At 55.7% G+C, this 22,974-nt stretch carries 19 protein-coding genes and 2 CRISPR repeat arrays; of the genes, 12 read left to right on the top strand and 7 right to left on the bottom strand.

Annotated elements, in window-relative coordinates:
• Positions 1-9 precede the first annotated feature (9 nt).
• Positions 10-1,125, top strand: coding sequence for a macrolide transporter subunit MacA (macA, locus tag ACMWKK_RS10800; RefSeq protein ID WP_112781232.1), 1,116 nt, complete (start codon positions 10-12; stop codon positions 1,123-1,125).
• On the top strand, positions 1,122-3,062 hold the full coding sequence (gene macB, locus ACMWKK_RS10795) for a macrolide ABC transporter ATP-binding protein/permease MacB (protein WP_112781231.1): 1,941 nt from the start codon (positions 1,122-1,124) through the stop codon (positions 3,060-3,062). The genes macA and macB overlap by 4 nt, the downstream gene beginning before the upstream one ends.
• A gap of 160 nt (positions 3,063-3,222) precedes the next feature.
• On the opposite strand, the gene cspD is transcribed toward macB, so the two are convergent.
• Positions 3,223-3,444: a cold shock-like protein CspD gene (gene cspD / locus ACMWKK_RS10790; RefSeq protein ID WP_006809408.1), complete on the bottom strand. Its 222-nt coding sequence runs from the start codon at positions 3,442-3,444 to the stop codon at positions 3,223-3,225.
• A 267-nt stretch (positions 3,445-3,711) separates the two neighbouring features.
• Here cspD and clpS point away from each other — a divergent pair, with 267 nt between their 5' ends.
• From clpS to cas6f, 10 genes are all read left to right on the top strand, one after another.
• Complete coding sequence (clpS, locus tag ACMWKK_RS10785) at positions 3,712-4,032, top strand: ATP-dependent Clp protease adapter ClpS (RefSeq protein ID WP_006174393.1); 321 nt, start codon at positions 3,712-3,714, stop codon at positions 4,030-4,032.
• 27 nt (positions 4,033-4,059) lie between these two features.
• A complete protein-coding gene (gene clpA, locus ACMWKK_RS10780; protein ID WP_008499992.1) occupies positions 4,060-6,339 on the top strand; it encodes an ATP-dependent Clp protease ATP-binding subunit ClpA in 2,280 nt (759 codons plus the stop codon).
• 220 nt (positions 6,340-6,559) lie between these two features.
• A complete protein-coding gene (locus ACMWKK_RS10775) occupies positions 6,560-6,757 on the top strand; it encodes a hypothetical protein (protein ID WP_139156908.1) in 198 nt (65 codons plus the stop codon).
• Positions 6,754-7,194 (top strand): hypothetical protein, encoded by a 441-nt coding sequence (locus tag ACMWKK_RS10770; RefSeq protein WP_112781230.1) that lies wholly within the window; start codon positions 6,754-6,756, stop codon positions 7,192-7,194. The genes ACMWKK_RS10775 and ACMWKK_RS10770 overlap by 4 nt, the downstream gene beginning before the upstream one ends.
• A 176-nt stretch (positions 7,195-7,370) precedes the next feature.
• Positions 7,371-7,880: a CRISPR direct-repeat array (repeat unit 28 nt; unit sequence GTTCACTGCCGTACAGGCAGCTTAGAAA).
• 319 nt (positions 7,881-8,199) lie between these two features.
• The gene (gene cas1f / locus ACMWKK_RS10765) at positions 8,200-9,183 is read left to right on the top strand and encodes a type I-F CRISPR-associated endonuclease Cas1f (RefSeq protein WP_112781229.1); all 984 of its coding nucleotides are present in this window, start codon (positions 8,200-8,202) and stop codon (positions 9,181-9,183) included.
• Positions 9,180-12,410, top strand: coding sequence for a type I-F CRISPR-associated helicase Cas3f (cas3f, locus tag ACMWKK_RS10760; RefSeq protein ID WP_406542792.1), 3,231 nt, complete (start codon positions 9,180-9,182; stop codon positions 12,408-12,410). The genes cas1f and cas3f overlap by 4 nt, the downstream gene beginning before the upstream one ends.
• Before the next feature lie 15 nt (positions 12,411-12,425).
• Entirely contained in the window at positions 12,426-13,727 is a 1,302-nt protein-coding gene (gene csy1 / locus ACMWKK_RS10755; RefSeq protein ID WP_112781227.1) for a type I-F CRISPR-associated protein Csy1, read from the top strand.
• Positions 13,724-14,659, top strand: coding sequence for a type I-F CRISPR-associated protein Csy2 (gene csy2 / locus ACMWKK_RS10750; protein ID WP_112781226.1), 936 nt, complete (start codon positions 13,724-13,726; stop codon positions 14,657-14,659). The genes csy1 and csy2 overlap by 4 nt, the downstream gene beginning before the upstream one ends.
• Positions 14,660-14,670: 11 nt before the next feature.
• Positions 14,671-15,672 carry a type I-F CRISPR-associated protein Csy3 gene (csy3, locus tag ACMWKK_RS10745; RefSeq protein ID WP_181663672.1) on the top strand — a complete coding sequence of 334 codons (1,002 nt, stop codon included), beginning with the start codon at positions 14,671-14,673 and terminating at the stop codon, positions 15,670-15,672.
• A gap of 9 nt (positions 15,673-15,681) precedes the next feature.
• On the top strand, positions 15,682-16,236 hold the full coding sequence (gene cas6f / locus ACMWKK_RS10740; RefSeq protein ID WP_181663671.1) for a type I-F CRISPR-associated endoribonuclease Cas6/Csy4: 555 nt from the start codon (positions 15,682-15,684) through the stop codon (positions 16,234-16,236).
• Positions 16,237-16,257: 21 nt separating this feature from the next.
• Here the strand turns inward: cas6f and ACMWKK_RS10735 are convergent, their stop codons facing one another.
• The 6 genes from ACMWKK_RS10735 to cydD all read right to left on the bottom strand — a co-directional run bounded on the left by ACMWKK_RS10735 (position 16,258) and on the right by cydD (position 22,883).
• A complete protein-coding gene (locus ACMWKK_RS10735) occupies positions 16,258-16,731 on the bottom strand; it encodes an RES family NAD+ phosphorylase (RefSeq protein ID WP_112781225.1) in 474 nt (157 codons plus the stop codon).
• A complete protein-coding gene (locus ACMWKK_RS10730) occupies positions 16,728-17,171 on the bottom strand; it encodes an antitoxin Xre-like helix-turn-helix domain-containing protein (RefSeq protein WP_112781224.1) in 444 nt (147 codons plus the stop codon). The genes ACMWKK_RS10735 and ACMWKK_RS10730 overlap by 4 nt, the downstream gene beginning before the upstream one ends.
• Positions 17,172-17,410: 239 nt before the next feature.
• Positions 17,411-17,978: a CRISPR direct-repeat array (repeat unit 28 nt; unit sequence GTGCACTGCCGTATAGGCAGCTTAGAAA).
• Between the two features lie 164 nt (positions 17,979-18,142).
• Positions 18,143-18,361, bottom strand: coding sequence for a translation initiation factor IF-1 (gene infA, locus ACMWKK_RS10725; RefSeq protein ID WP_002211347.1), 219 nt, complete (start codon positions 18,359-18,361; stop codon positions 18,143-18,145).
• Positions 18,362-18,645: 284 nt separating this feature from the next.
• Positions 18,646-19,350 (bottom strand): leucyl/phenylalanyl-tRNA--protein transferase, encoded by a 705-nt coding sequence (aat, locus tag ACMWKK_RS10720; RefSeq protein WP_045327275.1) that lies wholly within the window; start codon positions 19,348-19,350, stop codon positions 18,646-18,648.
• Between the two features lie 45 nt (positions 19,351-19,395).
• Positions 19,396-21,117: a heme ABC transporter ATP-binding protein/permease CydC gene (gene cydC / locus ACMWKK_RS10715; RefSeq protein WP_112781223.1), complete on the bottom strand. Its 1,722-nt coding sequence runs from the start codon at positions 21,115-21,117 to the stop codon at positions 19,396-19,398.
• On the bottom strand, positions 21,117-22,883 hold the full coding sequence (gene cydD / locus ACMWKK_RS10710; RefSeq protein WP_112781222.1) for a heme ABC transporter permease/ATP-binding protein CydD: 1,767 nt from the start codon (positions 22,881-22,883) through the stop codon (positions 21,117-21,119). Before cydD ends, cydC begins: the two co-directional genes overlap by 1 nt.
• Positions 22,884-22,974 lie beyond the last annotated feature (91 nt).

The following is a 22,974-nucleotide window of genomic DNA, read 5'->3' as shown; positions in this document are numbered from 1 at the left end:
GGAATATTTATGAACCTCAAGGGAAAACGCAGAACGCTGTTTCTGCTGCTGGCGGTTGTGGTTTTAGCCGGTGGATACTGGCTATGGCAGGTGCTGAATGCGCCGGTGCCGCAGTATCAGACGCTGATTGTTCGCCCGGGCGAGCTGCAGCAAAACGTCCTCGCGACGGGCAAGCTCGACGCGCTGCGCAAGGTTGACGTCGGTGCGCAGGTCAGCGGTCAGCTGAAAACGCTGTCGGTTGAGATTGGCGACAAGGTGAAAAAAGGCCAGCTGCTCGGCGTGATCGATCCTGAACAGGCTGAGAACCAGATCCGCGAGGTGGAAGCCACGCTGATGGAGCTGCGCGCGCAGCGTGCGCAGGCGCTGGCCGAGCGTAACCTGGCTCAGGTGACGCTGACCCGTCAGCAGGCGCTGGCCAAAACCCAGGCTATCTCGAAGCAAGATTTAGACACGGCCACCACGGAACTGGCGGTAAAACAGGCGCAGATTGGCACGATTGACGCGCAGATCAAACGCAACCAGGCCTCGCTGGACACGGCGAAAACCAACCTCGACTACACCCAAATCGTCGCGCCGATGGCCGGAGAGGTCACCCAGATCACCACCCTGCAGGGCCAGACGGTGATTGCCGCCCAGCAGGCGCCGAATATTTTGACCCTGGCAGACATGAGCACCATGCTGGTGAAGGCCCAGGTCTCAGAAGCGGATGTCATCCACCTTAAGCCGGGGCAGAACGCCTGGTTTACGGTGCTGGGCGACCCGCAGACCCGCTACGAAGGCGTGCTGAAAGACATTCTGCCGACGCCGGAAAAAGTGAACGACGCCATCTTCTACTATGCCCGCTTTGAGGTGCCCAACCCGAAGGGCGTGCTGCGTCTGGACATGACCGCGCAGGTGCATATCCAGCTGACCGGCGTGAAGAACGTGCTGACCATTCCGCTCTCGGCGCTGGGTGAATCCGCCGGGGAGAGCCGCTACAAAGTGAAGGTGCTGCGCAACGGCGAAACGCGCGAGCGTGAGGTGGTGATTGGCGCGCGCAACGACACCGACGTGGTGGTGGTCAAAGGGCTGGAAGAGGGCGAGGAGGTTGTTGTCAGCGAAAGCCTGCCCGGAGCCGCCAAATGACGGCGCTGCTTGAGCTGAATGACATTCGCCGCAGCTATCCGTCCGGCGATGGCCCGGTGGAGGTGCTGAAGGGCATCTCCCTGCGCGTGGAGGCGGGCGAGATGGTGGCGATTGTCGGGGCGTCGGGCTCCGGTAAATCGACGCTGATGAATATTCTCGGCTGTCTGGATAAACCGACCAGCGGCACCTATCGCGTGGCCGGAACGGATGTCTCCACGCTGGACGGCGACGCCCTGGCGAAGCTGCGCCGGGAACATTTTGGCTTTATCTTCCAGCGCTACCACCTGCTTTCTCATCTTAGTGCGGCCCAGAACGTTGAAGTACCGGCGGTGTATGCGGGCGTCGAGCGGAAAAAACGTCTTGAGCGTGCGCAGATGCTGCTGACGCGCCTGGGGCTGGCGGAGCGGGTAGAGTACCAGCCCTCGCAGCTTTCCGGCGGCCAGCAGCAGCGCGTGAGTATCGCCCGCGCCCTGATGAACGGCGGACAGGTGATCCTCGCGGATGAACCGACCGGCGCGCTTGACAGCCATTCCGGCGAAGAGGTGATGGCGATCCTCCACCAGCTGCGCGATCGGGGGCACACGGTCATTATCGTTACCCACGATCCGCAGGTGGCGGCGCAGGCGGAACGCGTTATTGAGATCCACGACGGCGAGCTGGTGAGCAACCCGCCGCCGCGGGCGTCCAGCACGGCGGCGCCGAAAGAAGCGCTACCGGCGGCAACCGGCTGGGGACAATTTTCCAGCGGCTTTCGTGAGGCGCTGACCATGGCCTGGCTGGCGATGGCGGCCAATAAAATGCGCACCCTGCTGACGATGCTCGGCATCATTATCGGTATCGCCTCGGTGGTGTCGATCGTGGTGGTGGGCGACGCGGCGAAGCAGCTGGTGCTGGCCGATATCCGCGCCATCGGCACTAACACGATTGACGTTTATCCCGGTAAAGACTTCGGCGACGACGAGCCGCAGTATCAGCAGGCGCTGAAATACGACGATCTGGCGGCGATTCAGAAGCAGCCGTGGGTCAACTCCGCCACGCCGGCGGTGTCGCAGAACCTGCGCCTGCGCGTGGGCAATGTTGACGTGGCCGCCAGCGCCAACGGCGTCAGCGGAGACTATTTCAACGTCTACGGCATGACCTTCAGCGAAGGCGCCACCTTCAACGCCGAACAGCTGGCGGGCAGGGCGCAGGTGGTGGTGCTGGACGCTAACTCGCGCAGGCAGCTTTTCCCCAATAAGGCCAACGTGGTGGGCGAAGTGATCCTGGTCGGCAATATGCCTGCCACGGTCATCGGAGTGGCGGAGGAGAAGCAGTCGATGTTTGGCAGCAGCAAGATTCTGCGCGTGTGGCTGCCCTATACCACCATCTCCGGACGGATTATGGGGCAGTCCTGGCTCAACTCCATCACCGTACGCGTGAAGGAGGGCTACGACAGCGCGCTGGCCGAGCAGCAGCTTGAGCGGCTGCTAACCCTGCGCCACGGGAAGAAAGATTTCTTCACCTGGAACATGGACGGCCTCTTGAAAACGGCGGAAAAGACCACACGTACTCTTCAGCTGTTCCTCACGCTGGTGGCGGTGATTTCGCTGGTCGTCGGCGGTATCGGGGTGATGAACATCATGCTGGTGTCGGTCACGGAACGTACCCGGGAGATTGGCATCCGCATGGCGGTCGGGGCCAGAGCCAGCGACGTGCTGCAGCAGTTTTTGATTGAGGCGGTGCTGGTGTGCCTGGTCGGCGGGGCGATGGGCATTGCGCTCTCAATGATGATCGCCTTTGCGCTCCAGCTCTTTTTACCCGGCTGGGAGATTGGCTTCTCGCCGGTTGCCATTATTACCGCGTTTTTGTGTTCGACCTTTACCGGCATTTTGTTCGGCTGGCTCCCCGCCCGTAACGCGGCGCGGCTGGATCCGGTGGACGCGCTGGCTCGGGAATAGCTTTTGCCGGGTGACGGCTTCGCCTTACCCGGCCTACACTTGACGTAGGCCTGTGCAAGCGTAGCGCCGCCGGGCAAAGTGGCGCAGAACAGTGAAAATAAAAATGCCAGCCGATCGGGCTGGCATTTTGACGGCGGGATGTACACAATAAAACAGAGAGCTAGGCAACCGTCTCTGCTTCAACGGGGACGATAAGGCTTGCATGATTGCCTTTAGGACCCTGGTGTACATCGAACCGGACGGATTGCCCGGCTTTGAGCGTTCTGTAACCATCCATCTGAATGGTGGAATAGTGAGCGAAGATATCCTCGCCGCCGCCTTCGGGGCAGATGAAGCCAAACCCTTTGGCGTTGTTGAACCACTTAACAGTACCCATTTCCATGCTTCGACATCCTTCGTAAATCTTATAAGTTAAGATGGAATGAACCGGTGGTGGAGTGGGGGCTGTTCAAAACCTCGCCATCTCACGCTTGTACAATTTAGAGAAACGAAAGACGTCGTCAAGCGTTTGGCGCTGGAGTTGGGACAATAATCAACCAAAGTTTGAAGCAGTTAACGCTATTGCGACAGTTTGTGACAGACATCGCGGATGACAGTAATAGATGATTGTTATCTAACATCTGAGGTAGATTCAAAGTGGTTATGCATCATGGGTAAGACCAACGATTGGCTGGATTTTGACCAGCTGGCGGAAGACAAAGTGCGCGACGCGCTAAAACCGCCATCTATGTATAAAGTTATGTTAATGAACGATGATTACACGCCGATGGAATTTGTTATTGACGTGCTACAAAAGTTCTTTTCTTATGATGTAGAACGTGCAACGCAACTGATGCTTACCGTTCATTATCGAGGCAAAGCCATCTGCGGCATTTTTACGGCAGAAGTGGCGGAAACCAAAGTGGCGATGGTGAACGACTATGCGAGGGAGAACGAGCATCCGTTGCTGTGTACGCTGGAAAAGGCCTGATAAGGCATAAAATTGGGGGAGGTGCCTATGCTCAATCAAGAACTGGAACTCAGTTTAAACATGGCTTTCGCCAGAGCGCGTGAGCACCGACATGAGTTTATGACCGTCGAGCATTTACTGCTCGCACTGCTTAGCAACCCATCTGCCCGCGAAGCGCTGGAAGCCTGCTCCGTGGATCTGGTGGCGCTACGTCAGGAACTCGAAGCCTTCATCGAACAAACCACACCGGTGCTGCCAGCCAGTGAAGAAGAGCGCGACACGCAGCCGACGCTCAGCTTCCAGCGGGTGCTGCAGCGCGCGGTATTCCACGTCCAGTCTTCCGGACGTAGCGAAGTGACTGGCGCAAACGTCTTAGTCGCCATCTTCAGCGAGCAGGAGTCGCAGGCTGCCTATCTGCTGCGCAAACACGAAGTCAGCCGCCTCGACGTGGTGAACTTTATTTCTCACGGAACGCGTAAAGACGAGCCTAACCAGGCATCGGATTCCAGCAACCAGGTCAATAACAATGAAGAGCAAGCAGGCGGGGAGGATCGTATGGAAAACTTCACCACCAACCTTAACCAGCTTGCTCGCGTTGGCGGTATCGACCCGCTGATTGGTCGCGATAAAGAGCTGGAACGCGCGATTCAGGTGCTGTGCCGTCGCCGCAAGAACAACCCGCTGCTGGTGGGGGAATCTGGCGTGGGTAAAACCGCGATTGCCGAAGGGCTTGCCTGGCGCATTGTGCAGGGCGACGTGCCGGAAGTGATTGCCGATTGCACCATCTACTCGCTGGACATCGGCTCGCTGCTGGCGGGCACCAAATACCGCGGTGATTTTGAAAAACGCTTCAAGGCGCTGTTAAAACAGCTGGAGCAGGACACCAACAGCATCCTGTTTATCGATGAGATCCACACCATCATCGGTGCAGGTGCGGCCTCCGGCGGCCAGGTGGATGCGGCTAACCTGATCAAACCGCTGCTCTCCAGCGGCAAGATCCGCGTGATTGGCTCCACCACCTACCAGGAGTTCAGCAACATCTTTGAGAAAGACCGCGCGCTGGCGCGCCGCTTCCAGAAAATCGACGTGACCGAACCGTCCGTCGAGGAAACGGTGCAGATCATCAACGGCCTGAAGCCGAAGTACGAAGCGCACCACGACGTGCGTTACACCGCGAAAGCGGTCCGTGCGGCGGTGGAGCTGGCGGTGAAATACATCAACGACCGTCATCTGCCGGATAAGGCCATTGACGTCATTGATGAGGCGGGGGCGCGTGCGCGCCTGATGCCGGCCAGCAAGCGTAAGAAAACCGTTAACGTGGCGGATATTGAGTCCGTGGTGGCCCGCATCGCGCGTATCCCTGAGAAGAGCGTTTCTCAGAGCGACCGCGACACGCTGCGCACCCTCGGCAATCGCCTGAAAATGCTGGTCTTTGGTCAGGATAAAGCCATTGAGGCCTTAACCGAAGCGATCAAGATGGCCCGTGCCGGACTGGGGCATGACCACAAGCCTGTCGGTTCCTTCCTGTTCGCCGGTCCGACCGGCGTGGGGAAAACCGAGGTGACGGTACAGCTCTCTAAAGCGCTCGGCATTGAGCTGCTGCGCTTTGATATGTCCGAGTATATGGAGCGTCACACCGTCAGCCGTTTGATTGGTGCGCCTCCGGGCTACGTCGGCTTTGACCAGGGCGGCCTGCTCACCGACGCGGTGATCAAGCATCCGCACGCGGTCCTGCTGCTCGATGAAATCGAGAAAGCGCACCCGGACGTGTTCAACATCCTGCTGCAGGTGATGGACAACGGGACGCTGACCGACAACAACGGGCGCAAGGCGGACTTCCGCAACGTGGTGCTGGTGATGACCACCAACGCCGGTGTGCGTGAAACCGAGCGTAAATCCATCGGCCTGATCCACCAGGATAACAGCACCGATGCGATGGAGGAGATCAAGAAGATCTTCACGCCGGAGTTCCGCAACCGTCTGGACAACATTATCTGGTTCGATCACCTGTCAACCGAGGTGATCCATCAGGTGGTGGATAAGTTCATCGTCGAGCTGCAGGTTCAGCTGGATCAGAAAGGCGTATCGCTGGAAGTGAGCCAGGAGGCCCGCAACTGGCTGGCCGAGAAAGGCTACGACCGTGCGATGGGGGCCCGTCCGATGGCGCGTGTGATTCAGGATAACCTGAAGAAACCGCTGGCGAACGAGCTGCTGTTTGGCTCGCTGGTGGACGGCGGCCAGGTGACCGTGGCGCTGGACCAGGCGAAGAACGAGCTAACGTACGATTTCCAGAGTGCGGCGAAGCACAAGCCGGAAGCGGCACATTAAGTCTTTTTAGTATAAAAGCCGGGTTTTTAACCCGGCTTTTTTGTGCCCGTTTTTCTCCCTCTCACCGTGGGAGAGGGCCGGGGTGAGGGCATCAGGCCGCAGAGGAATTTTGCGAGGCGCTTTCCAGTTTCTTTCGAAGACAGTTGCTGGATGGATCCACAGTAATAAAATGGCGGCGCACCTGCAAAATCAGGTGTCGGGATTGGCGTCCTGAAAGTGTGTGAGCAGCAGTAATGCTGCAGGCTTCGTTCGCCCTAAGGAAAAGGGTATAATTCTGCATCTGGCGGGCGAATCGGAAGCTTCTTTTGAAGCGCCAGTAGCACACACGCTGGTACGCCAATTCCTTTTCGTCCGCCGCCAGCAAATTGGCGTTTCCTGCGGTGGTAAATTCAAAGTGTGTGAAGGAATTACCCAATGAATACAGAAAACAATCTCGCTCATTACTACACAGAACTCTCCCTCAACCCCGATCTCCCAACCCTTGCTCAGCGCTGCACGCTGCTCGCCGAAATCCTCCTCGACTGCAAATCACTTCCCCAAACGCAGCCCGTATGCCGTTGCCTTGGAGCTTACCTGGAAGAAGTAAAATCCGGCCTTACAGAATCCATGTGTGATTTTCAGGTGGTGGAATTTGAGGATGAAGCGGAACAACCGCGACGAAAAGAGTGGCTGCTGGAAGATACCGAAACGAAATGCGACTACTGCCGGGCGTTAAATCATGTGCTGATGGTGGCGAATTTTGACGGCGATATGTTGCCGCACATCACGGGGCTGCTTCATGACATTACGCATTCTATGGCCGCAGACGTTGTTGCGCCTCGAAATGCAGAACCGGTAATTCACATTATTTCCTGAGTTCGGGCCCAGGCGTCGGGGGCATTTCTCTGACGCCGTTGGCGTGACCCTTTTTTTTGATGTATACGTAACGTATTGATTTGTTTGGTGCGGATTTACGTGCCAGAAAAAAGGGTTTTATGCGTATAAGTTGATTATTTTGTTTGCTAACAATAAGATGGCGTGGTTTCTTTCCAGTTCACTGCCGTACAGGCAGCTTAGAAATGAAAGAACAGAACGAATCGACCGGCGAACTGGTTCACTGCCGTACAGGCAGCTTAGAAAATTAAAGCAGTGCTTGTTGATATAGATAAAGGGTTCACTGCCGTACAGGCAGCTTAGAAATCGTCAGTATCGTCAGGCGCTTCCGAGGGCTTGTTCACTGCCGTACAGGCAGCTTAGAAAAGTCCCGCTGAGGGTTTTGCATAATCTGGTAAGTTCACTGCCGTACAGGCAGCTTAGAAAGGTGCCGTTAATCGCGCAGCAGAAGCAATGCATGTTCACTGCCGTACAGGCAGCTTAGAAACTAGTATAGTATGATGAGATGAAATTACCCTATGTTCACTGCCGTACAGGCAGCTTAGAAACGCGTGAGGGGCTTTTTTTAAAGGGCAACATTGTTCACTGCCGTACAGGCAGCTTAGAAACGGCGCGGTGCCAGGGTCTCAAAACGAGAGATGTTCACTGCCGTACAGGCAGCTTAGAAAACGCGCGGCACTCCGACGTTCACTGCCCCACACCATCCTTCTCAAACCAACCCACTTTAAAATATTCACCAACCCAATTTAATACCTCATCCTATCAAACCCGCACTCTCTATTTTTCATAAAAAATAAAAAACTCATTCACAAACAAATTATATTCTAACGAATATATTATTCGCAAAAATAATACTTCAGCTAAGAACCTGATTTTTCATCGTATTCTCATGGTGATTATTATTCATTTGATACCCGTCACATTTGTTTTTATCCGTTATTCGCTAACATACTTCGCATTCAACACCCTGAAATAAAAGCCCTTGCCATGCCCGTAAACAGCATCACTCCTACAGACTTAAAAACCATCCTGCATTCAAAGCGCGCCAATATTTATTACCTGGAGAAATGTCGTATTCAGGTGAATGGTGGACGTGTTGAATATGTGACTCAGGAAGGGAAAGAATCGTTTTACTGGAATATTCCCATCGCGAATACGACTGCGGTGATGCTGGGAATGGGAACATCCGTTACGCAAATGGCAATGCGCGAGTTTGCGCGGGCAGGGGTAATGGTTGGTTTTTGCGGAACGGACGGCACGCCGCTTTATTCCGCGAACGAGGTGGATATTGACGTCTCATGGCTCAGCCCGCAAAGCGAATACCGTCCGACTGCATATTTACAAAACTGGGTCTCATTCTGGTTTGATGAAGAAAAACGTCTGCAGGCGGCAAAGCAGTTTCAGCTCATTCGTTTACAGCAAATTGAGAAACAGTGGGCAGGGCTGCGGATAAACCGAGAAACGCCTTTTCAGCCTGATACGGTCGCGCTGGATACGGTTCTGGATCGTGCCAGAGCGGGCATGGAAAGCGCAAAGGATCACACGTCGCTGATGCTTCAGGAAGCGCAGCTTACCAAATCGCTCTATAAACTGGTCAGCCAGACGGTGGGTTACGGCAGCTTTACCCGTGCCAAACGCGGCGGCGGGGCAGATATGGCAAACCGTTTTCTCGACCAGGGCAATTATCTGGCCTACGGGCTGGCGGCTGTCGCGGCCTGGGTGACGGGCATTCCTCATGGTCTGGCCGTCATGCACGGTAAAACCCGACGCGGCGGGCTGGTTTTTGATATTGCAGATCTCATCAAAGATGCCCTCGTTATGCCGCAGGCATTTATGGCGGCGATGGAGGGTGAGGATAATCAACAGTTTCGTCAGCGCTGCATCAACGCGTTTCAACAGGCTGACGCGCTGGATGTGATGATCGCCACCCTGCAGGAAACCTCGCACGCGCTGGCGGGCGTCGCAAAATGAATGTGCTGATTATCTCTCGCTGTACCAAACGCGCGCGCGAGCAAAGCTGCCAGATTATCGATCAGTTTGCTGAGCGTACGGGTGACGCGGCATGGCAGACGACGATAACGATGGAAGGCGTCACTACCCTGCGCAAGCTGCTGCGCAAAACGGCACGTCGTAACACCGCGGTGGCCTGCCACTGGCTGAAAAGAAACGGACAAACCGAGCTGCTGTGGATAGTCGGGAATTTGCGGCGCTTCAACGCGCAAGGGCGCGTGCCAACCAATCGCACGAGCCTGCAAATTATCCGCAACGACGGCGAACAGCGCTGGCAAAGTGCGGAAAACATCGCCCTGCTGGCGGCGATCGCCGGGCTGTTTCATGATTTTGGTAAAGCGGGGATGTGCTTCCAGCAGACGCTTAAAGGGGAAAGTAAGCACGTCTGTCAGCCGTATCGTCATGAATGGATCTCGGTTCGTCTGTTTGAGGCCTTTGTGGGGGAGCAAACCGATGAGCAGTGGCTGGCATCGTTGACGCAGCTTAAAGCCGCTGACCAAAATGCCATGCTGAACGCGCTGAAGATGGATACAGACAAGACCGGCAGCCTGTTGGGAAAACTCCCGCCTCTGGCTAAGGTAGTGGTATGGCTGATGCTGTCGCATCACCGCTTACCGCAGTCGCATACGACGCGCCCTCAACTGGAGTATTGCGAAGGCTGGTTTGAGAAACAGCTGAACCCGGAATGGAACTCGCTTAATCATAAATCCACCGAAAAACATCCGTGGAAAGCGCGTGATTTTAAAAATGTCTGGAAATTCCCCGATGGTACGCCGCTAAAAAGTAAAACGTGGCGCGAGAAGGCCCGGCAGATTGGTAAGCGCATCCGGAACCTGCCCGCACTGCTTCACGCGGGATCGCTGGATAATCTCTTTACTCTCCATCTTGCCCGCCTGTCGCTGATGCTGGCCGACCACGTTTACTCCTCTCAACCCGCGTATGCCGGGTGGCAGGATGATGCCGTTCCGTGCTGGGCCAACAGCGACCGCCAGTCCGGGCAGCTCAGGCAAAAGCTCGATGAACACAATATCGGCGTTGCGCATCTCGCCCTGTTGATGGGGCGTTCTCTTCCCGCACTGCGCCGTTCATTGCCTTCCATCGCAAGACACAGGACGTTCCGGGAAAGAGCGAAAGATCCGCGTTTTCACTGGCAAAACAGGGCGTGGGACGTGGCGTCCTCCCTGCGCGAGAAGAGTGCAGAGCAGGGCTTCTTCGGCATCAATATGGCCTCGACCGGATGCGGGAAAACCTTTGCGAATGCCCGAATCATGTACGCTCTTTCCGATGAACAGGCTGGGTGCCGTTTTAGCGTGGCGCTGGGGTTGCGCACGCTGACGCTGCAAACGGGTCAGGCTTTGCAGTCGCGCCTTGGGCTGGATGACGACACGCTGGCCGTGGTGACCGGCGCCGCAGCAGTAAAGGAGTTGTATCAGGATAACGAGGCGGAAGATACCCGCAGCGCCAGCGACGAAGCGTTCTTCGCCAGCCATCACTACGTACATTACGAAGGGGCGACCAGCAGCGGTATCGCGCAGCAGTGGCTGGCGAAAGAACCGGCGCTTAATCGCCTGGTCAGCGCCCCGGTGCTGGTAACAACCATCGATCACCTGATGCCTGCAACGGAAGGCGTGCGCGGCGGCAGGCAGATCCCGGCCATGCTGCGCCTGCTGACCAGCGATCTGGTGCTTGATGAGCCTGATGATTTTGACGTTGATGATTTGCACGCACTTTGTCGGCTGGTGAACTGGGCGGGCATGCTCGGCTCCCGCGTGCTTCTCTCCTCCGCCACGCTGCCCCCGGCATTAACGGAAGCGCTGTTCGAAGCCTACCGGGAAGGGCGTAAAGCCTGGCAGGCCGCGAGCGGTCAGTCGGACAGACCGACGAGCATCTGCTGCGCCTGGTTTGATGAGTATGGCGCGCAGTCGCAGGATGTGGCCGACGATGCTCAGTTTCGTCATGCGCATGGCGATTTTGTCAGGCAGCGAATTAAACGTCTGCCGGACCAGCCGCGGCTTCGTCTGGGTAAGCTGGCCGCCGTAGTACCGCACTCTTCCCGCACCGGCGATGTTGTCTCTACCCTGGCGCAGACGCTGCACCAGCAAATGATCGCGCTGCACGGCGATCATCACAGTACCCATAAAAGCGGCAAAACCGTGTCGTTTGGGCTGGTGCGGATGGCGAACATCAACCCGCTGGTTGCCGTCGCGCAGGCGTTAATGGCACTCCCTTCTCCGGACAATTACCGCATTCACTATTGCATATACCACAGCCAGCACCCGCTGGCGGTGCGCGCGGCAATTGAAAAGCGACTCGATGCCGCGTTCACGCGGCACGAGCCGGAGCGGGTCTGGCAGCTGCCTGAAATCAAGCAGGCGCTGACCTCATCGGAACAGCACCACCTCTTTGTCGTGCTTGGAACCTCAGTTCTTGAAGTCGGGCGCGATTTTGATGCCGACTGGGGGATTATCGAGCCGAGCTCCAAGCGTTCGCTTATTCAGTTTGCGGGACGTATTCAGCGCCACCGTCAGATCGTTCCTGAGCGCGAAAACCTGGTGATTCTCCAGCGCAACGTGCGCGCGCTTCGCGGAGAAAAGATCGCCTACTGCCGACCCGGTTTTGAGACCGAGCAGCATCCGCTGGCCCATCACGACCTTCACGAGCTTCTTACTGAAGAAGGCTACCGCACGCTGAATGCGGTCCCGCGCATCGTTGAAAATCTGCCCGGCAACGCGCTGGCGGCGCTGGAGCATGAGCGTTTGCGCGCCGCGCTGCTGGGCGATGGCAAAAAATCAGATGCGGTGGCGGCGTCCTGGTGGCGGCTACCGCTGACGTGGAATGGTGAGCTTCAGCTGCGGACGCCTTTTCGCCGTGCTTCACCGCAGGAAACGTTCTTTTTGCGCATGGAAGAGGAAGACGATGAACCTGAGTTTTGCCTGATGCAGGAAGACGGCAGGTTGAAACCCGCGGGACGGTTTTGCGAACAGGCGTTGTTCATGGCTGACGGCGTAGAGCCGTGGGTTGCAGTCGATTATGCCGAGATATTACAGACGCTCGCCGGGACGAAGCAGATGGAGCTGGCTGCGGTGTCGCGACGGTATGGCGAAGTTACACTGAGAGTTACCCAGGAGGAGGAAACAGAGAAATGGTTGTATCACCCCGCATTGGGCGTGTTCAGGGAATATCTCTAAGAGTCAGGAGCGAGTATGTCAGTTGAAGCACTAAGCGCTTTCATTGCTGAGTATATTGCCGGACGACGGCAAACAAAGCTGGAAGCATTTGATAAAGCGGCCGCAAAGCGCAGCGAAGATAGCGCAACGCTTGCGGCAGAACGCCGGGAACTTGAGCTTCGCTATGAGCCGAAAGCATGGCTGACGGATGCCGCGAAGCGAGCCGGACAAATTAACCTCGTGACCCATGCGGCGAAATTTACCCACGGGGATTCAAAAAGTAGCAGTATTTACAGCGAGGCAGTGGCGCAGGAAGGGTATCTCAGCACCGCTGCGTTGTCAGGTCTGGAATCGGATGCGGTGGGCAACGCTGCTGTTATGGATGTGGCAAAGTTGCTACAGGCTCGAGTCGAAGATGGCGATTCTCTATTGGCTAGTTTTCAGCGTGGCGATCACAAAGCGCTCGCCACTTTCACCGATGATGCTAATCAGTTGGATGAATGGATTGCCGGATTCTCACGAACTTTGATTCCAGGAAAACCTGTTTCGCACGTGTTGGCGAAGCAAAGTTATTTCCCTGTTGGTGATGATTACCACCTATTAAGCCCGCTCTTTGCCACTTCGTTGGCTCACGTCCTGTATCAGAAAATGGCTGCCGTGCGCTTTAGCGAAGAGGCTAAAGCTATATGGAAAGCTCACAGTAAGAAAACGTGGCATCCCACTCCGTTGACAATATTTCCAAATTCAGCAGAAATGCGTTTTGGAGGCTCCAACAAGCAGAATGTTTCGTATTTTAATAGCTTGAGAAGAGGGGGAATCTGGCTGCTTTCTTGCCAGCCGCCGCAATGGACGCAAGTGGAAAAAACGCCGACTGAAGTCCGCTCAATCTTTAAGTTTGGTGAAGAGTTTGATCGTAAAGCTTACGGCATCGTTCAACGCATGCTTGCCGTCATAAATCGTCCAGGTAAAAACGTTAAAATTCGCGACGATCGCGATGAATGCATTGATCAGCTTATTGATCTCTTGTTTGAAATATCAACAAAACTCCAGTCTGAAAAATGGCAAAATTGGACGCTTAAATGTCCTGTTCTTGAATCCCACCAGCAGCTCTGGCTCGATCCCTGGCGTACAAAATCAGACGAAGCCTTCCGTCTTGAACGAGAAAAAGACGACTGGCAGGACGCAGTGGCGGAAGATTTTGCCCTCTGGCTCAATGCACGTCTGAGAAAGACAATGCCTGATGTGGGAGAAGTGGAAAAGCGTGTTTGGGAATCACGTACACATTTGCGCATGAACCTGCGAGACATGGAGAAAATTGTCCGGGAGGCTCTGAAATGAGCTCGTTAATCCTACTTAGTCGTATCAAAATTGAAAATGCAAATACTGTTGCTGGCCTTACGTATGGATTTCCTGCAATCACCCATTTAATGGGATTTTCCCATGCGTTATCTCGCAAGTTGATGGAAACATACGGGTTAAAAATTGATGGCTGTGCGGTTGTGAGCCACGAGCAACAGATTCATGCGCACAGGTCCAATTATGATTACCATTTCTCTCTGACCCGTAACCCCCTTAACCATAAAGGGGAAATTGCACCCTTCAATGAGGAGGGTCGCATGCACTTAACCGTTTCATTACTGCTGGAATGTCACGGCGAAATCCCTAACGGTGAATACGGGCAGCGTGACCTCGCAGCGTTTCTTTCACAGGTGTACCCAACGCTCAGGTTGGCAGGCGGAATAATCACCAATATTGAGTTTATCTCAGTTATGGCGATGCCCACCAGCGGTCAGGAAATTAGTCGATTACAGTGGAAATTGATGCCGGGCTTTGCCTTGCGCGATCGCAGTAGCTGGCTGGGTGAGCATCATCAAACGCTTCTGAAAAACGACCCAAATGCCACGCTTCTTGACGCCTGGCTCGACTTCGCTTCGTTAAAAATGCAGGCCGAAACGCCAGAAGTGGGGGATACCCACGAAGGCGACTCTGCCAGATGGCAGCATGTTCCTAAGCCCAATTCCGGTTATCTGGTGCCGATAATGACCGGTTATCAGCGTATCTCAGAACTTTATGCTCCTGGCTCTATAACCCCAGTGCGAGATGCAGAAATACCTTTCGCGTTTGTTGAAGCGGTATATGGCATAGGTGAATGGTGTGCGGTGCATAAAATCCGGTCTCTTGAGGATATTTTTTGGCGGTACCGAACGACAGAAACGGGTTATTACTGTCAGGGCGCGGGCGCGCCAGTGGCATTTGAGCATTTAAATTAAAAGGAATGAATATGGCAAAGGTTTCAAAAGCAGATAAGAAAAAAGGAATGGTACTTGCGTTCGAACGTAAATTGGCAACGTCGGATGCGGTGATGTATTCAGGATGCTGGGAGGGTGAGAATTGGGAACCGATTCGCGTTAAGGAAAAAGCGGTGCGTGGCACTATTTCTAATCGTTTGCACCATCCCACAACAAGTGATCCAACTAAATTAGACGCTGATATTACAAAAGCAAACCTTCAGCGAGTGGATGTAGCAGCACTACCAGCAGACGCTGACACTTTAATGGTGAAATTTACACTGCGCGTTCTGGGTAATTTGTCCACGCCTTCTTTATGTGATGATCGTGTCTATCATAACGAACTTAAACAGGTGATTGATGGTTATACCGATGAGCATGGTTTTTCTGAACTGGCTCGTCGTTATGCAATCAATCTGGCAAACGGCCGCTTTTTATGGCGTAACCGCGTCGGTGCTGAAAAAATTGTCGTAAAAGTTACTGGCTGTGGGTCATGGTCGTTTGATGCGTTTGATTATACATTGCACAATTTTTCTGCAAGCGATAAGCAACTTGACGAACTGGCGCTTGAAATTGAAAAAGGGCTCAACGGTGATGGATTTGTCTTGCTGAGCGTTGAGGCGCAGGTTCTTCTTGGCGCAGGACAAGAGATCTTTCCTTCGCAGGAGCTTGTACTAGACGGCAATAACAATAAAAGTCGTCTGCTATACCAGGTGGATAGTGTGGCAGGAATGCACTCCCAAAAAATTGGCAATGCGATCCGTACCATCGACACCTGGCATCCACACGTCGCAGAATTTGGTGCGATTGCCGTTGAACCCTATGGCTCTGTCACTACTCGTGGTGTGGCTTGTCGTCAGCCCATTGGCAAAATGGACTTTTATACACTTCTCAACAACTGGGTGGTGAAAAAACAAAAACCAGATGTTGAGCAACAGCATTACGTGATGGCTGTGCTTATCCGTGGTGGCGTATTTGGTGGAAAGGATGATTGAGGAATCGTGATGGATCACTATCTTGAGATCCGCGTCCTGCCCGACCCGGAATTCAGCGAGGAAATGTTGATGGCGGCGCTAATGGCTAAGCTGCATCGCGCGCTGGGCCAGCGGGGGCAGGGGGATATTGGCATCAGCTTTCCTGCGCACGGCATGAAGCCCGGCCCGGTTTTACGTCTGCACGGTACTCGCCCGGCGTTAAGCGAACTCGAATCACTCACATGGCGAAAAGGACTGAGCGACTACTGCTTGTCTTCGGACATCCAGCCCGTGCCCGTCGTCAGCCAGTGGCGCTGCGTGAGCCGCGTCCAGGTGAAAAGCAGCGCGCAGAGGCTTCTGCGACGTTCGGTTAAAAAAGGATGGTTAACAGAGGAGGAGGCGCAGCAGCGTCTTCTGACGATGCAGGAGGCGAGGACGGATCTGCCCTGGCTTAACGTGCGCAGCCTCTCTACGGGCCAGTCTTTTAAGCTCTTTATCCGCCACGGGGATGTGCTCTCTGCGCCTGTCTCGGGGACATTTACGACCTACGGGCTCAGCGCTTCGGCAACGGTTCCCTGGTTCTGAGACGCATAACCGCATCCGCATTCAGGGTGCGGTTTTTTCCGCCAGCCGGACATCAAATATAAAGGGCAGTTGCTGTACTGAGTTCAGCGCCGTGTGGAACGCCGGATGTAAGGGGTTAAGGATGGCGTTGTTCTCATAAGGGATGATGCAGGACGGTAAGATAAGCGCGAGGGCGCTGTTAGCCTGTAACCATCCGGTTCCCAGATCCATCGTGGATACCGGCGCTGGATTTTCCTGCCAGTCGTCGGGGAGCCACGCTTTATCCAGGTAATCAATCTGGTCATCCGGGATATCGATGCTGAAAAGCTGGTACTGATTCAGCACGCTATCTTTCCGAACGTGCACCAGAATCTCCAGTGAGGCCAGCGAGATGGACGTGGACACATATACGGCAGGATGCCCTTTATGGTTCCAGCGTCCGCCATACTGGTTTGCACCGCTTCCGCTCCACGCTTCGCTGGCATAGCGTCCCGTCACCAGACGATAAAAAATCATGCGAACACGCCATGTTCGAGTCGACCAATCAAGTCGGTGACTTCCAGGGCACCGGTTTCCGTCGCGATCAGGTCGACAGGGGCAACATTTCCCAGCCCGCGCACCGAAGCCTGCAGCCAGTTCCATGCCTCTTCTTTACTGCCAAAATAGCCAACGGCAGCATCCAGCACCCGCACGAAACGGGCCACGCGTTCGCTTTCATCCGGCGTCAGCGTCCGTCCCGCGCTTTTGCGGCGGGCCACGTTACGTTCGTTAATTCCGGTGACGCGCAAAATGTCCGCTTTCGACATCGCCGTCCACTCATGAATGTTGTCGAGGACGCTGACGGGTAATCCCTGATTGAGAAACTCAATCAGCCGCATCCCCCTGTTTGCAGGTAAACCGGCGTAGCGCCAAAGCGCGTTATCAGCAGGTTGCTGGGCGGGGATCCATGTTCTCATGTTACCTCCGGATTGATGTCATTTGTCATGGTTAAGTATAGTCATTTGTCAGGTAGAGTGGAATGGCGTTTTTTTATACTGGGTGGTTTGAGAGAAGAAGGGGGTTTGACCCTAATTTTTAGAGTGTTTGTAATGCATTGATATTAAATGGATATTTTGAGAGGGTAAAAAAGAGGGTAAAAGAAGGGATTTTAGCTTTTTTTGTATGAAAATCATAATGGTGTGGAGATATTATTTCAGTGCACTGCCGTATAGGCAGCTTAGAAAAGGCACTTCAGCCGCTACTGGATGACGGACGGGTGCACTGCCGTATAGGCAGCTTAGAAAACGCAGCCAGTGGCGGCGGCCTACGATATCGAGTGCACTGCCGTATAGGCAGCTTAGAAATCCCCGCGCGGCCTCGACGTACACCGCAGCATGTGCACTGCCGTATAGGCAGCTTAGAAATTTGAGCTGTATGTCAGCCTCCGTATCAAAGAGTGCACCGCCGTATAGGCAGCTTAGAAATCACGGTCGCGAGCTTTCGGAGACCTGTTATTGTGCACTGCCGTATAGGCAGCTTAGAAACTTTAAATCCATCGTCGCATAGACGGGAGGGAGTGCACTGCCGTATAGGCAGCTTAGAAAGGTCGTGTCGATGCATCCACCGTTCGGGCCAGGTGCACTGCCGTACAGGCAGCTTAGAAAAGAGAGGCTTGAACATCCTGCTGGTGGCTGCTGTGCACTGCCGTAGAGGCAGTTTAGAAAGCCCAATGAGCAACATCGACAAACGCGCTTTTGTGCACTGCCGTACAGGCAGCTTAGCAAAATAGAAAATAAGGTCTCTCCCCCTTACTTTCTAAACTGTCGAACAGACAGCCTGAAACGAACCGCCAATTAATTGTTCAAATAATCAACTGCACCACAAAAAAATAAGACCGGGAAAATCCCGGCCTTATTTAATATTCATCTGCCATTACAGGCGAAAACAATTAGCGACTACGGAAGACAATGCGGCCTTTGCTCAGGTCGTACGGGGTCAGTTCAACAGTCACTTTGTCGCCCGTCAAAATGCGGATGTAGTTTTTGCGCATTTTACCGGAGATGTGCGCAGTTACCACGTGACCGTTTTCCAGCTCTACGCGAAACATGGTATTAGGTAACGTATCAAGTACGGTACCCTGCATTTCAATATTGTCTTCTTTGGCCATCTAATCCTCTGGGGTATCACTACCAAGTTTTGAACCGGCAAGATAATGCCGAAATTCATCAATTAAGTAAAGAATTGCGCGATTAAAACGCAGCAAAACAGTTTCGGCGCATTGCCCAAGCGTCACGGTACAACCGAACAGGAAGCGCATTCGTAAAGGGGAGACGACAGGATAAACGTCAGGACGTTATCTGAAGCGAGGGTCCCAAACGGCGGCGGGGCAACAGGCAGAAGCTACTCTGCGGCGTAATTATAACACCCTCACAAAAAATATGCGGAAAACATTTAGGCATTGGGCACAAAGAGCGTTTTCGGTATCCAGAAGTCGCGCGGGAGCTTCTCCTGACGGCTGGCATCCAGCTGTTCGATGTACTGGCGTCGCGGGATTTCAACAGCGCCCAGCGAGGCCGTGTGCTCGTTGAGCACCTGACAATCGATCAGGCGTCCGCCGCGCTGGGCAAACGCCTCGCAGAAGACCAGCAGCGCGGTTTTCGAGGCGTTAACCGCACGAGAAAACATTGATTCACCACAAAACAGCGTCCCCTGCGCCACGCCGTACATGCCGCCAACGAGCGCTGCGCCTTCCCACACCTCGATAGAGTGGGCGTAGCCAAGCTCATGAAGCTGGTGGTAGGCGGTAATGATATCGCGGGTTATCCACGTCCCTTCATAGCGGTCTTCGGCACAGCCTTCAATGACCTGACCAAAAGCGTGATTGAGGGTAACGCGATAGGGTGATTTGGCATGGAAACGCTTCATGCTGCGGCTCAGGTGAAACTGCTCAGGCCACAGCACGGCACGCGGATCGGGGGACCACCATAAAATCGGGTCGCCGGGGGAAAACCACGGAAAGATACCGCGCTGGTACGCCATTAAAAGCCGAGCGGGACTGAGGTCACCGCCCAGGGCCAGCAGCCCATTGGGCTCACGCAGCGCCCCTTCCGGAGAAGGGAACGCAATGTTATGACGAGAAAGCTGGACCAGGCGCATGACAGCAAAACTCCAGTACGCGAGTGAAGACGCTACAAATATAGTCTACAGACGCTGTTTAAACTGGTAGTAGCGACCCTGTTTCGCCAACAGCTCTGCGTGATTACCTTGCTCAATAATGTGCCCGTTGTCCATCACAATTATCCGATCAAAACTCGCCAGTCCACGCAGGCGATGCGTGACCATCAATACGGTTTTGCCCGTCATGACATTGGCCAGTAAATCAAGGATTTGGCTCTCGGTTGTGGCGTCCAGCCCTTCGGTGGGCTCGTCGAGCAGCATCAGCGGTGCATCGTGCAGCAGCGCGCGCGCTATCGCCAGACGGCGCAGCTCACCGCCGGAGAGCTGGCGGCCGCCTTCGCCCAGCCAGGCGTTCAACCCATCGTCCTCAAGCAGTTTTTGCAGGCCGACCTGTTCAAGCACGGCGCGAAGCGCATCGTCAGAGGCCTCTGGTGCGGCCAGCAGCAGGTTGTCGCGCAGCGTGGCGCTAAACAGATGCACGCGCTGTGGAACGACGCTGACGGTCTTGCGCAGGGCCTGCTCGCTGAAATCAGTCAGCAACGTATTATTGAAACGAATCTGACCGCGCTGCGGATCCCAGGCGCGGGTCAGCAGCTGCAGCAGCGTCGATTTACCGCAGCCGGTACGGCCGAGGATCGCTATCCGCTGACCTGCATTGACCGAAAGGGTGATGCCGTCCAGCGCGTTCTGCGCCTGCTTGTCATAGCTGAAGGTGACATCTTCAAGCGTCAGCGCAACCTGCGCGGGTACAGCGGTCTGCCCGGCGCTGAACGTCACTTCAGGCTCCTGCTCGGCAATTTGCGTGATGCGCAGGGCGGAGGCGATCACCTGGCCCAGATGCTGGAAGGCACCCGTCACCGGGGCCAGCGCTTCAAACGCGGCCAGCGCGCAGAAGACGAAAAGGGCGATAAGGGGGCCCGGCTGGGTATTTCCGCCGATATCGCCGGAAGCCAGCCACAGCATAGCAATGACCGCCACGCCGCCGATTAACATCATCAGCGCCTGAGAGAAGGCCGTCAGCTCCGACTGGCGGCGCTGGGCCTCATGCCAGTTCAGCTCCGTACTTTCCATGCGGGCGCGGTAGCGCTTGCTGGCGCCAAAAATGGTCAGCTCTGCCTGTCCCTGAAGCCAGGAGGTCAGCTGCTGGCGGTAGTCCCCGCGCAGGCGCGTCAGGTTTTCCCCGGTGGATTTTCCGGCGCGGTAAAACAGCGGCGGCAGAATAATGAGCGTCAGCAGCATGATCCCGCCGAGCGTCAGCGCAACGGGAACATCGAGAACAGACAGCCCCAGCGTAACCACCACAATCACCACAAACGCGCCCACGATCGGGGAGATCACGCGCAGATACAGGTGATCCAGCGTGTCGACATCGGCAACGACGCGGTTAAGCAGCTCGCCCTGACGAAAACGCGCCAGCCCGGCAGGGGAGAGGGGCAGCAGCTTGCTGAAGGTGTAGATACGCAGGTGCTGCAGCACGCGGAAAGTGGCGTCGTGGCTGACCAGACGTTCGAAATAGCGTCCGGCCGTGCGGGTGATGGCGGTACCGCGAACGCCTGCCGCCGGAAGCATATAGTTGAAGCTGTATAACCCGGCGAACCCCGCGACGGCAGAGGCCGACAGGAACCAGCCGGAAAGCGTGAGCAGGCCGATGCTGGCGAGCAGCGTGACAATCGCCAGCACAATCCCCAGCGTCAGCATCCATTTGTGGCGTTTATAGAGCGCCAGATAAGGCAGCAGAGCACGCATCAGATGTCCTCCTGACGGTTCGCCAGCAGGGCGGCAAACGGCCCCTGCGCGGCAACGAGAGAGGCGTAATCGCCTTGCTCAACAATACGACCATTCTCCATGACCCAGATCTGGTCCCAGTCGGCAATGCCCTCCAGCTGATGGGTGACCATCAGGGTGGTTTGCTGCCGGGAGGCGGCGTTCAGGGCCTCCATTACGCGCTGCTCGCTGTGGGCGTCCAGGCTGGCGGCGGGCTCGTCCAGCAGCATCAGCTGGCATGGGTTGAGCAGCGCGCGGGCAACGGCCACACGCTGCGCCTGACCGACCGACAACCCGGCTGACTGGTCGCCGACCACGGTATCGACGCCCTGCGGGAGCAGCGGCAGAAACTCGCTGACCCAGGCGCGGTCGAGAACCGATTGCAGTTCATCTTCACGCGCGTCCGGGCGCGCCAGCAGGACGTTTTCACGCAGCGTAGCGGCAGGAAGCTGCGGGTTTTGCCCGACCCAGCTGAGCTGTTTGCGCCAGGCGTCAGGATCGAGGTTGCGCAGTTCGGTTTTGTTGATCCGCAGCGAGCCCGTGTAGGCCATAAAGCCGGATAGCGCGTTCAGCAGAGAACTTTTCCCGGAACCGCTGGTGCCGACGAGCACCACGCGCTGTCCGGCAGGTAAGGTAAAGTTCAGCGGACCGGCGAGCACTTTGCCTTCGGGCGACAGAATGGAAAAGTCCTGCGCTTCAATGGTCACGGGTTCATTAGCGTTCAGCGTCACGTCACCCCGCTCCGGGTGGGCCAGCGGCGTTTCAAGGAACGTTTTCAGGCTGTCGGCAGCGCCAACCGCCTGCGCTTTGGCGTGATAGAAGGTCCCCAGATCGCGAAGCGGCTGGAAAAACTCCGGGGCCAGGATCAGCGCCAGGAACCCGGCGGAAAGGGTCACCGCCGTGCCGTAATGGCCGAAATCCAGCGCGCCAAGATAGGAGAAGCCGAAGTAGACCGCCACGAGGGCAATCGACAGCGAGGTAAAGAATTCCAGAACGCCGGAAGACAGGAAGGCGAGGCGGAGCACCTCCATGGTGCGCTGACGGAAGTCCTGCGATGCCCGGCGAATGTTTTCGGTTTCCGCTTCACCGCGGCCAAAAATGCGCAGCGTCTCCATGCCGCGAAGGCGATCGAGGAAATGGCCGCTCAGGCGACCCAGTGCCAGGAAGTTACGGCGGTTGGCATCCGCCGCCCCCATGCCGACCAGCGCCATAAACAGCGGGATCAGCGGGGCGGTGCCTATCAGAATCAGCGCCGCCATCCAGTTCACCGGGAAGATGGCGATGACGATCAGCAGCGGAACGAACACGGCAAGCGCCATTTGCGGCAGGTAGCGCGCGTAGTAGTCGTGCATATCGTCAATCTGCTCGAGGATCAGCGTCGCCCAGCTTCCGGCAGGTTTCCCCTGGATCCACGCGGGCCCGGCTTCCTGAAGCCTGTCGAGCACCTGACGGCGGATCTCGTAGCGGATATGCTGTCCGGCGTGAAACCCGACGCGCTCACGCAGCCACACCACCCAGGCGCGCAGGATAAAAACCAGGATCAGGACAATAAAGGGCAGCAGGAGCGCTTCGCGCGGGATGTTCTCCATGATCATGTGATTAAGAATGCGGGCCAGCAGCCATGCCTGGGCAACAATCAACAGACCGCTAACGAACCCCAGGAGACGGGAAATCATAAGCCAGCGGCGGGAAATAACGCTTTGCTTTTTCAGCCAGCGTGTTAACTCTTGTTGACGGGTTTTTTCCATTGCGTACTTTGCAGGTGACGTTATTAGAAATTGGGCAGCGCAATGTTACAACGGGGAGACAATAAAGGCGACTTATCGCCGCCTTTATTTA

The sequence above is a fragment of the Enterobacter sp. 01-M-03-SI-ECC genome (genome assembly GCF_047530215.1).
Taxonomy (GTDB): Bacteria; Pseudomonadota; Gammaproteobacteria; order Enterobacterales; family Enterobacteriaceae; genus Enterobacter; species Enterobacter chengduensis.
Note: the sequence above shows the minus strand (reverse complement) of the source record. Positions and strands in the feature narration are given on the sequence as shown.

Coding starts and splice junctions, on each gene's coding strand:
- macB (WP_112781231.1), top strand. CDS start 1,122: ATGACGGCGCTGCTTGAGCTGAATGACATTCGCCGCAGCTATCCGTCC.
- clpS (WP_006174393.1), top strand. CDS start 3,712: ATGGGTAAGACCAACGATTGGCTGGATTTTGACCAGCTGGCGGAAGAC.
- ACMWKK_RS10735 (WP_112781225.1), bottom strand. CDS start 16,731: ATGATTTTTTATCGTCTGGTGACGGGACGCTATGCCAGCGAAGCGTGG.
- macA (WP_112781232.1), top strand. CDS start 10: ATGAACCTCAAGGGAAAACGCAGAACGCTGTTTCTGCTGCTGGCGGTT.
- cas6f (WP_181663671.1), top strand. CDS start 15,682: ATGGATCACTATCTTGAGATCCGCGTCCTGCCCGACCCGGAATTCAGC.
- csy3 (WP_181663672.1), top strand. CDS start 14,671: ATGGCAAAGGTTTCAAAAGCAGATAAGAAAAAAGGAATGGTACTTGCG.
- cspD (WP_006809408.1), bottom strand. CDS start 3,444: ATGGAAATGGGTACTGTTAAGTGGTTCAACAACGCCAAAGGGTTTGGC.
- cydC (WP_112781223.1), bottom strand. CDS start 21,117: ATGCGTGCTCTGCTGCCTTATCTGGCGCTCTATAAACGCCACAAATGG.
- cas3f (WP_406542792.1), top strand. CDS start 9,180: ATGAATGTGCTGATTATCTCTCGCTGTACCAAACGCGCGCGCGAGCAA.
- csy1 (WP_112781227.1), top strand. CDS start 12,426: ATGTCAGTTGAAGCACTAAGCGCTTTCATTGCTGAGTATATTGCCGGA.
- cydD (WP_112781222.1), bottom strand. CDS start 22,883: ATGGAAAAAACCCGTCAACAAGAGTTAACACGCTGGCTGAAAAAGCAA.
- aat (WP_045327275.1), bottom strand. CDS start 19,350: ATGCGCCTGGTCCAGCTTTCTCGTCATAACATTGCGTTCCCTTCTCCG.
- ACMWKK_RS10730 (WP_112781224.1), bottom strand. CDS start 17,171: ATGAGAACATGGATCCCCGCCCAGCAACCTGCTGATAACGCGCTTTGG.
- clpA (WP_008499992.1), top strand. CDS start 4,060: ATGCTCAATCAAGAACTGGAACTCAGTTTAAACATGGCTTTCGCCAGA.
- cas1f (WP_112781229.1), top strand. CDS start 8,200: ATGCCCGTAAACAGCATCACTCCTACAGACTTAAAAACCATCCTGCAT.
- infA (WP_002211347.1), bottom strand. CDS start 18,361: ATGGCCAAAGAAGACAATATTGAAATGCAGGGTACCGTACTTGATACG.
- csy2 (WP_112781226.1), top strand. CDS start 13,724: ATGAGCTCGTTAATCCTACTTAGTCGTATCAAAATTGAAAATGCAAAT.
- ACMWKK_RS10770 (WP_112781230.1), top strand. CDS start 6,754: ATGAATACAGAAAACAATCTCGCTCATTACTACACAGAACTCTCCCTC.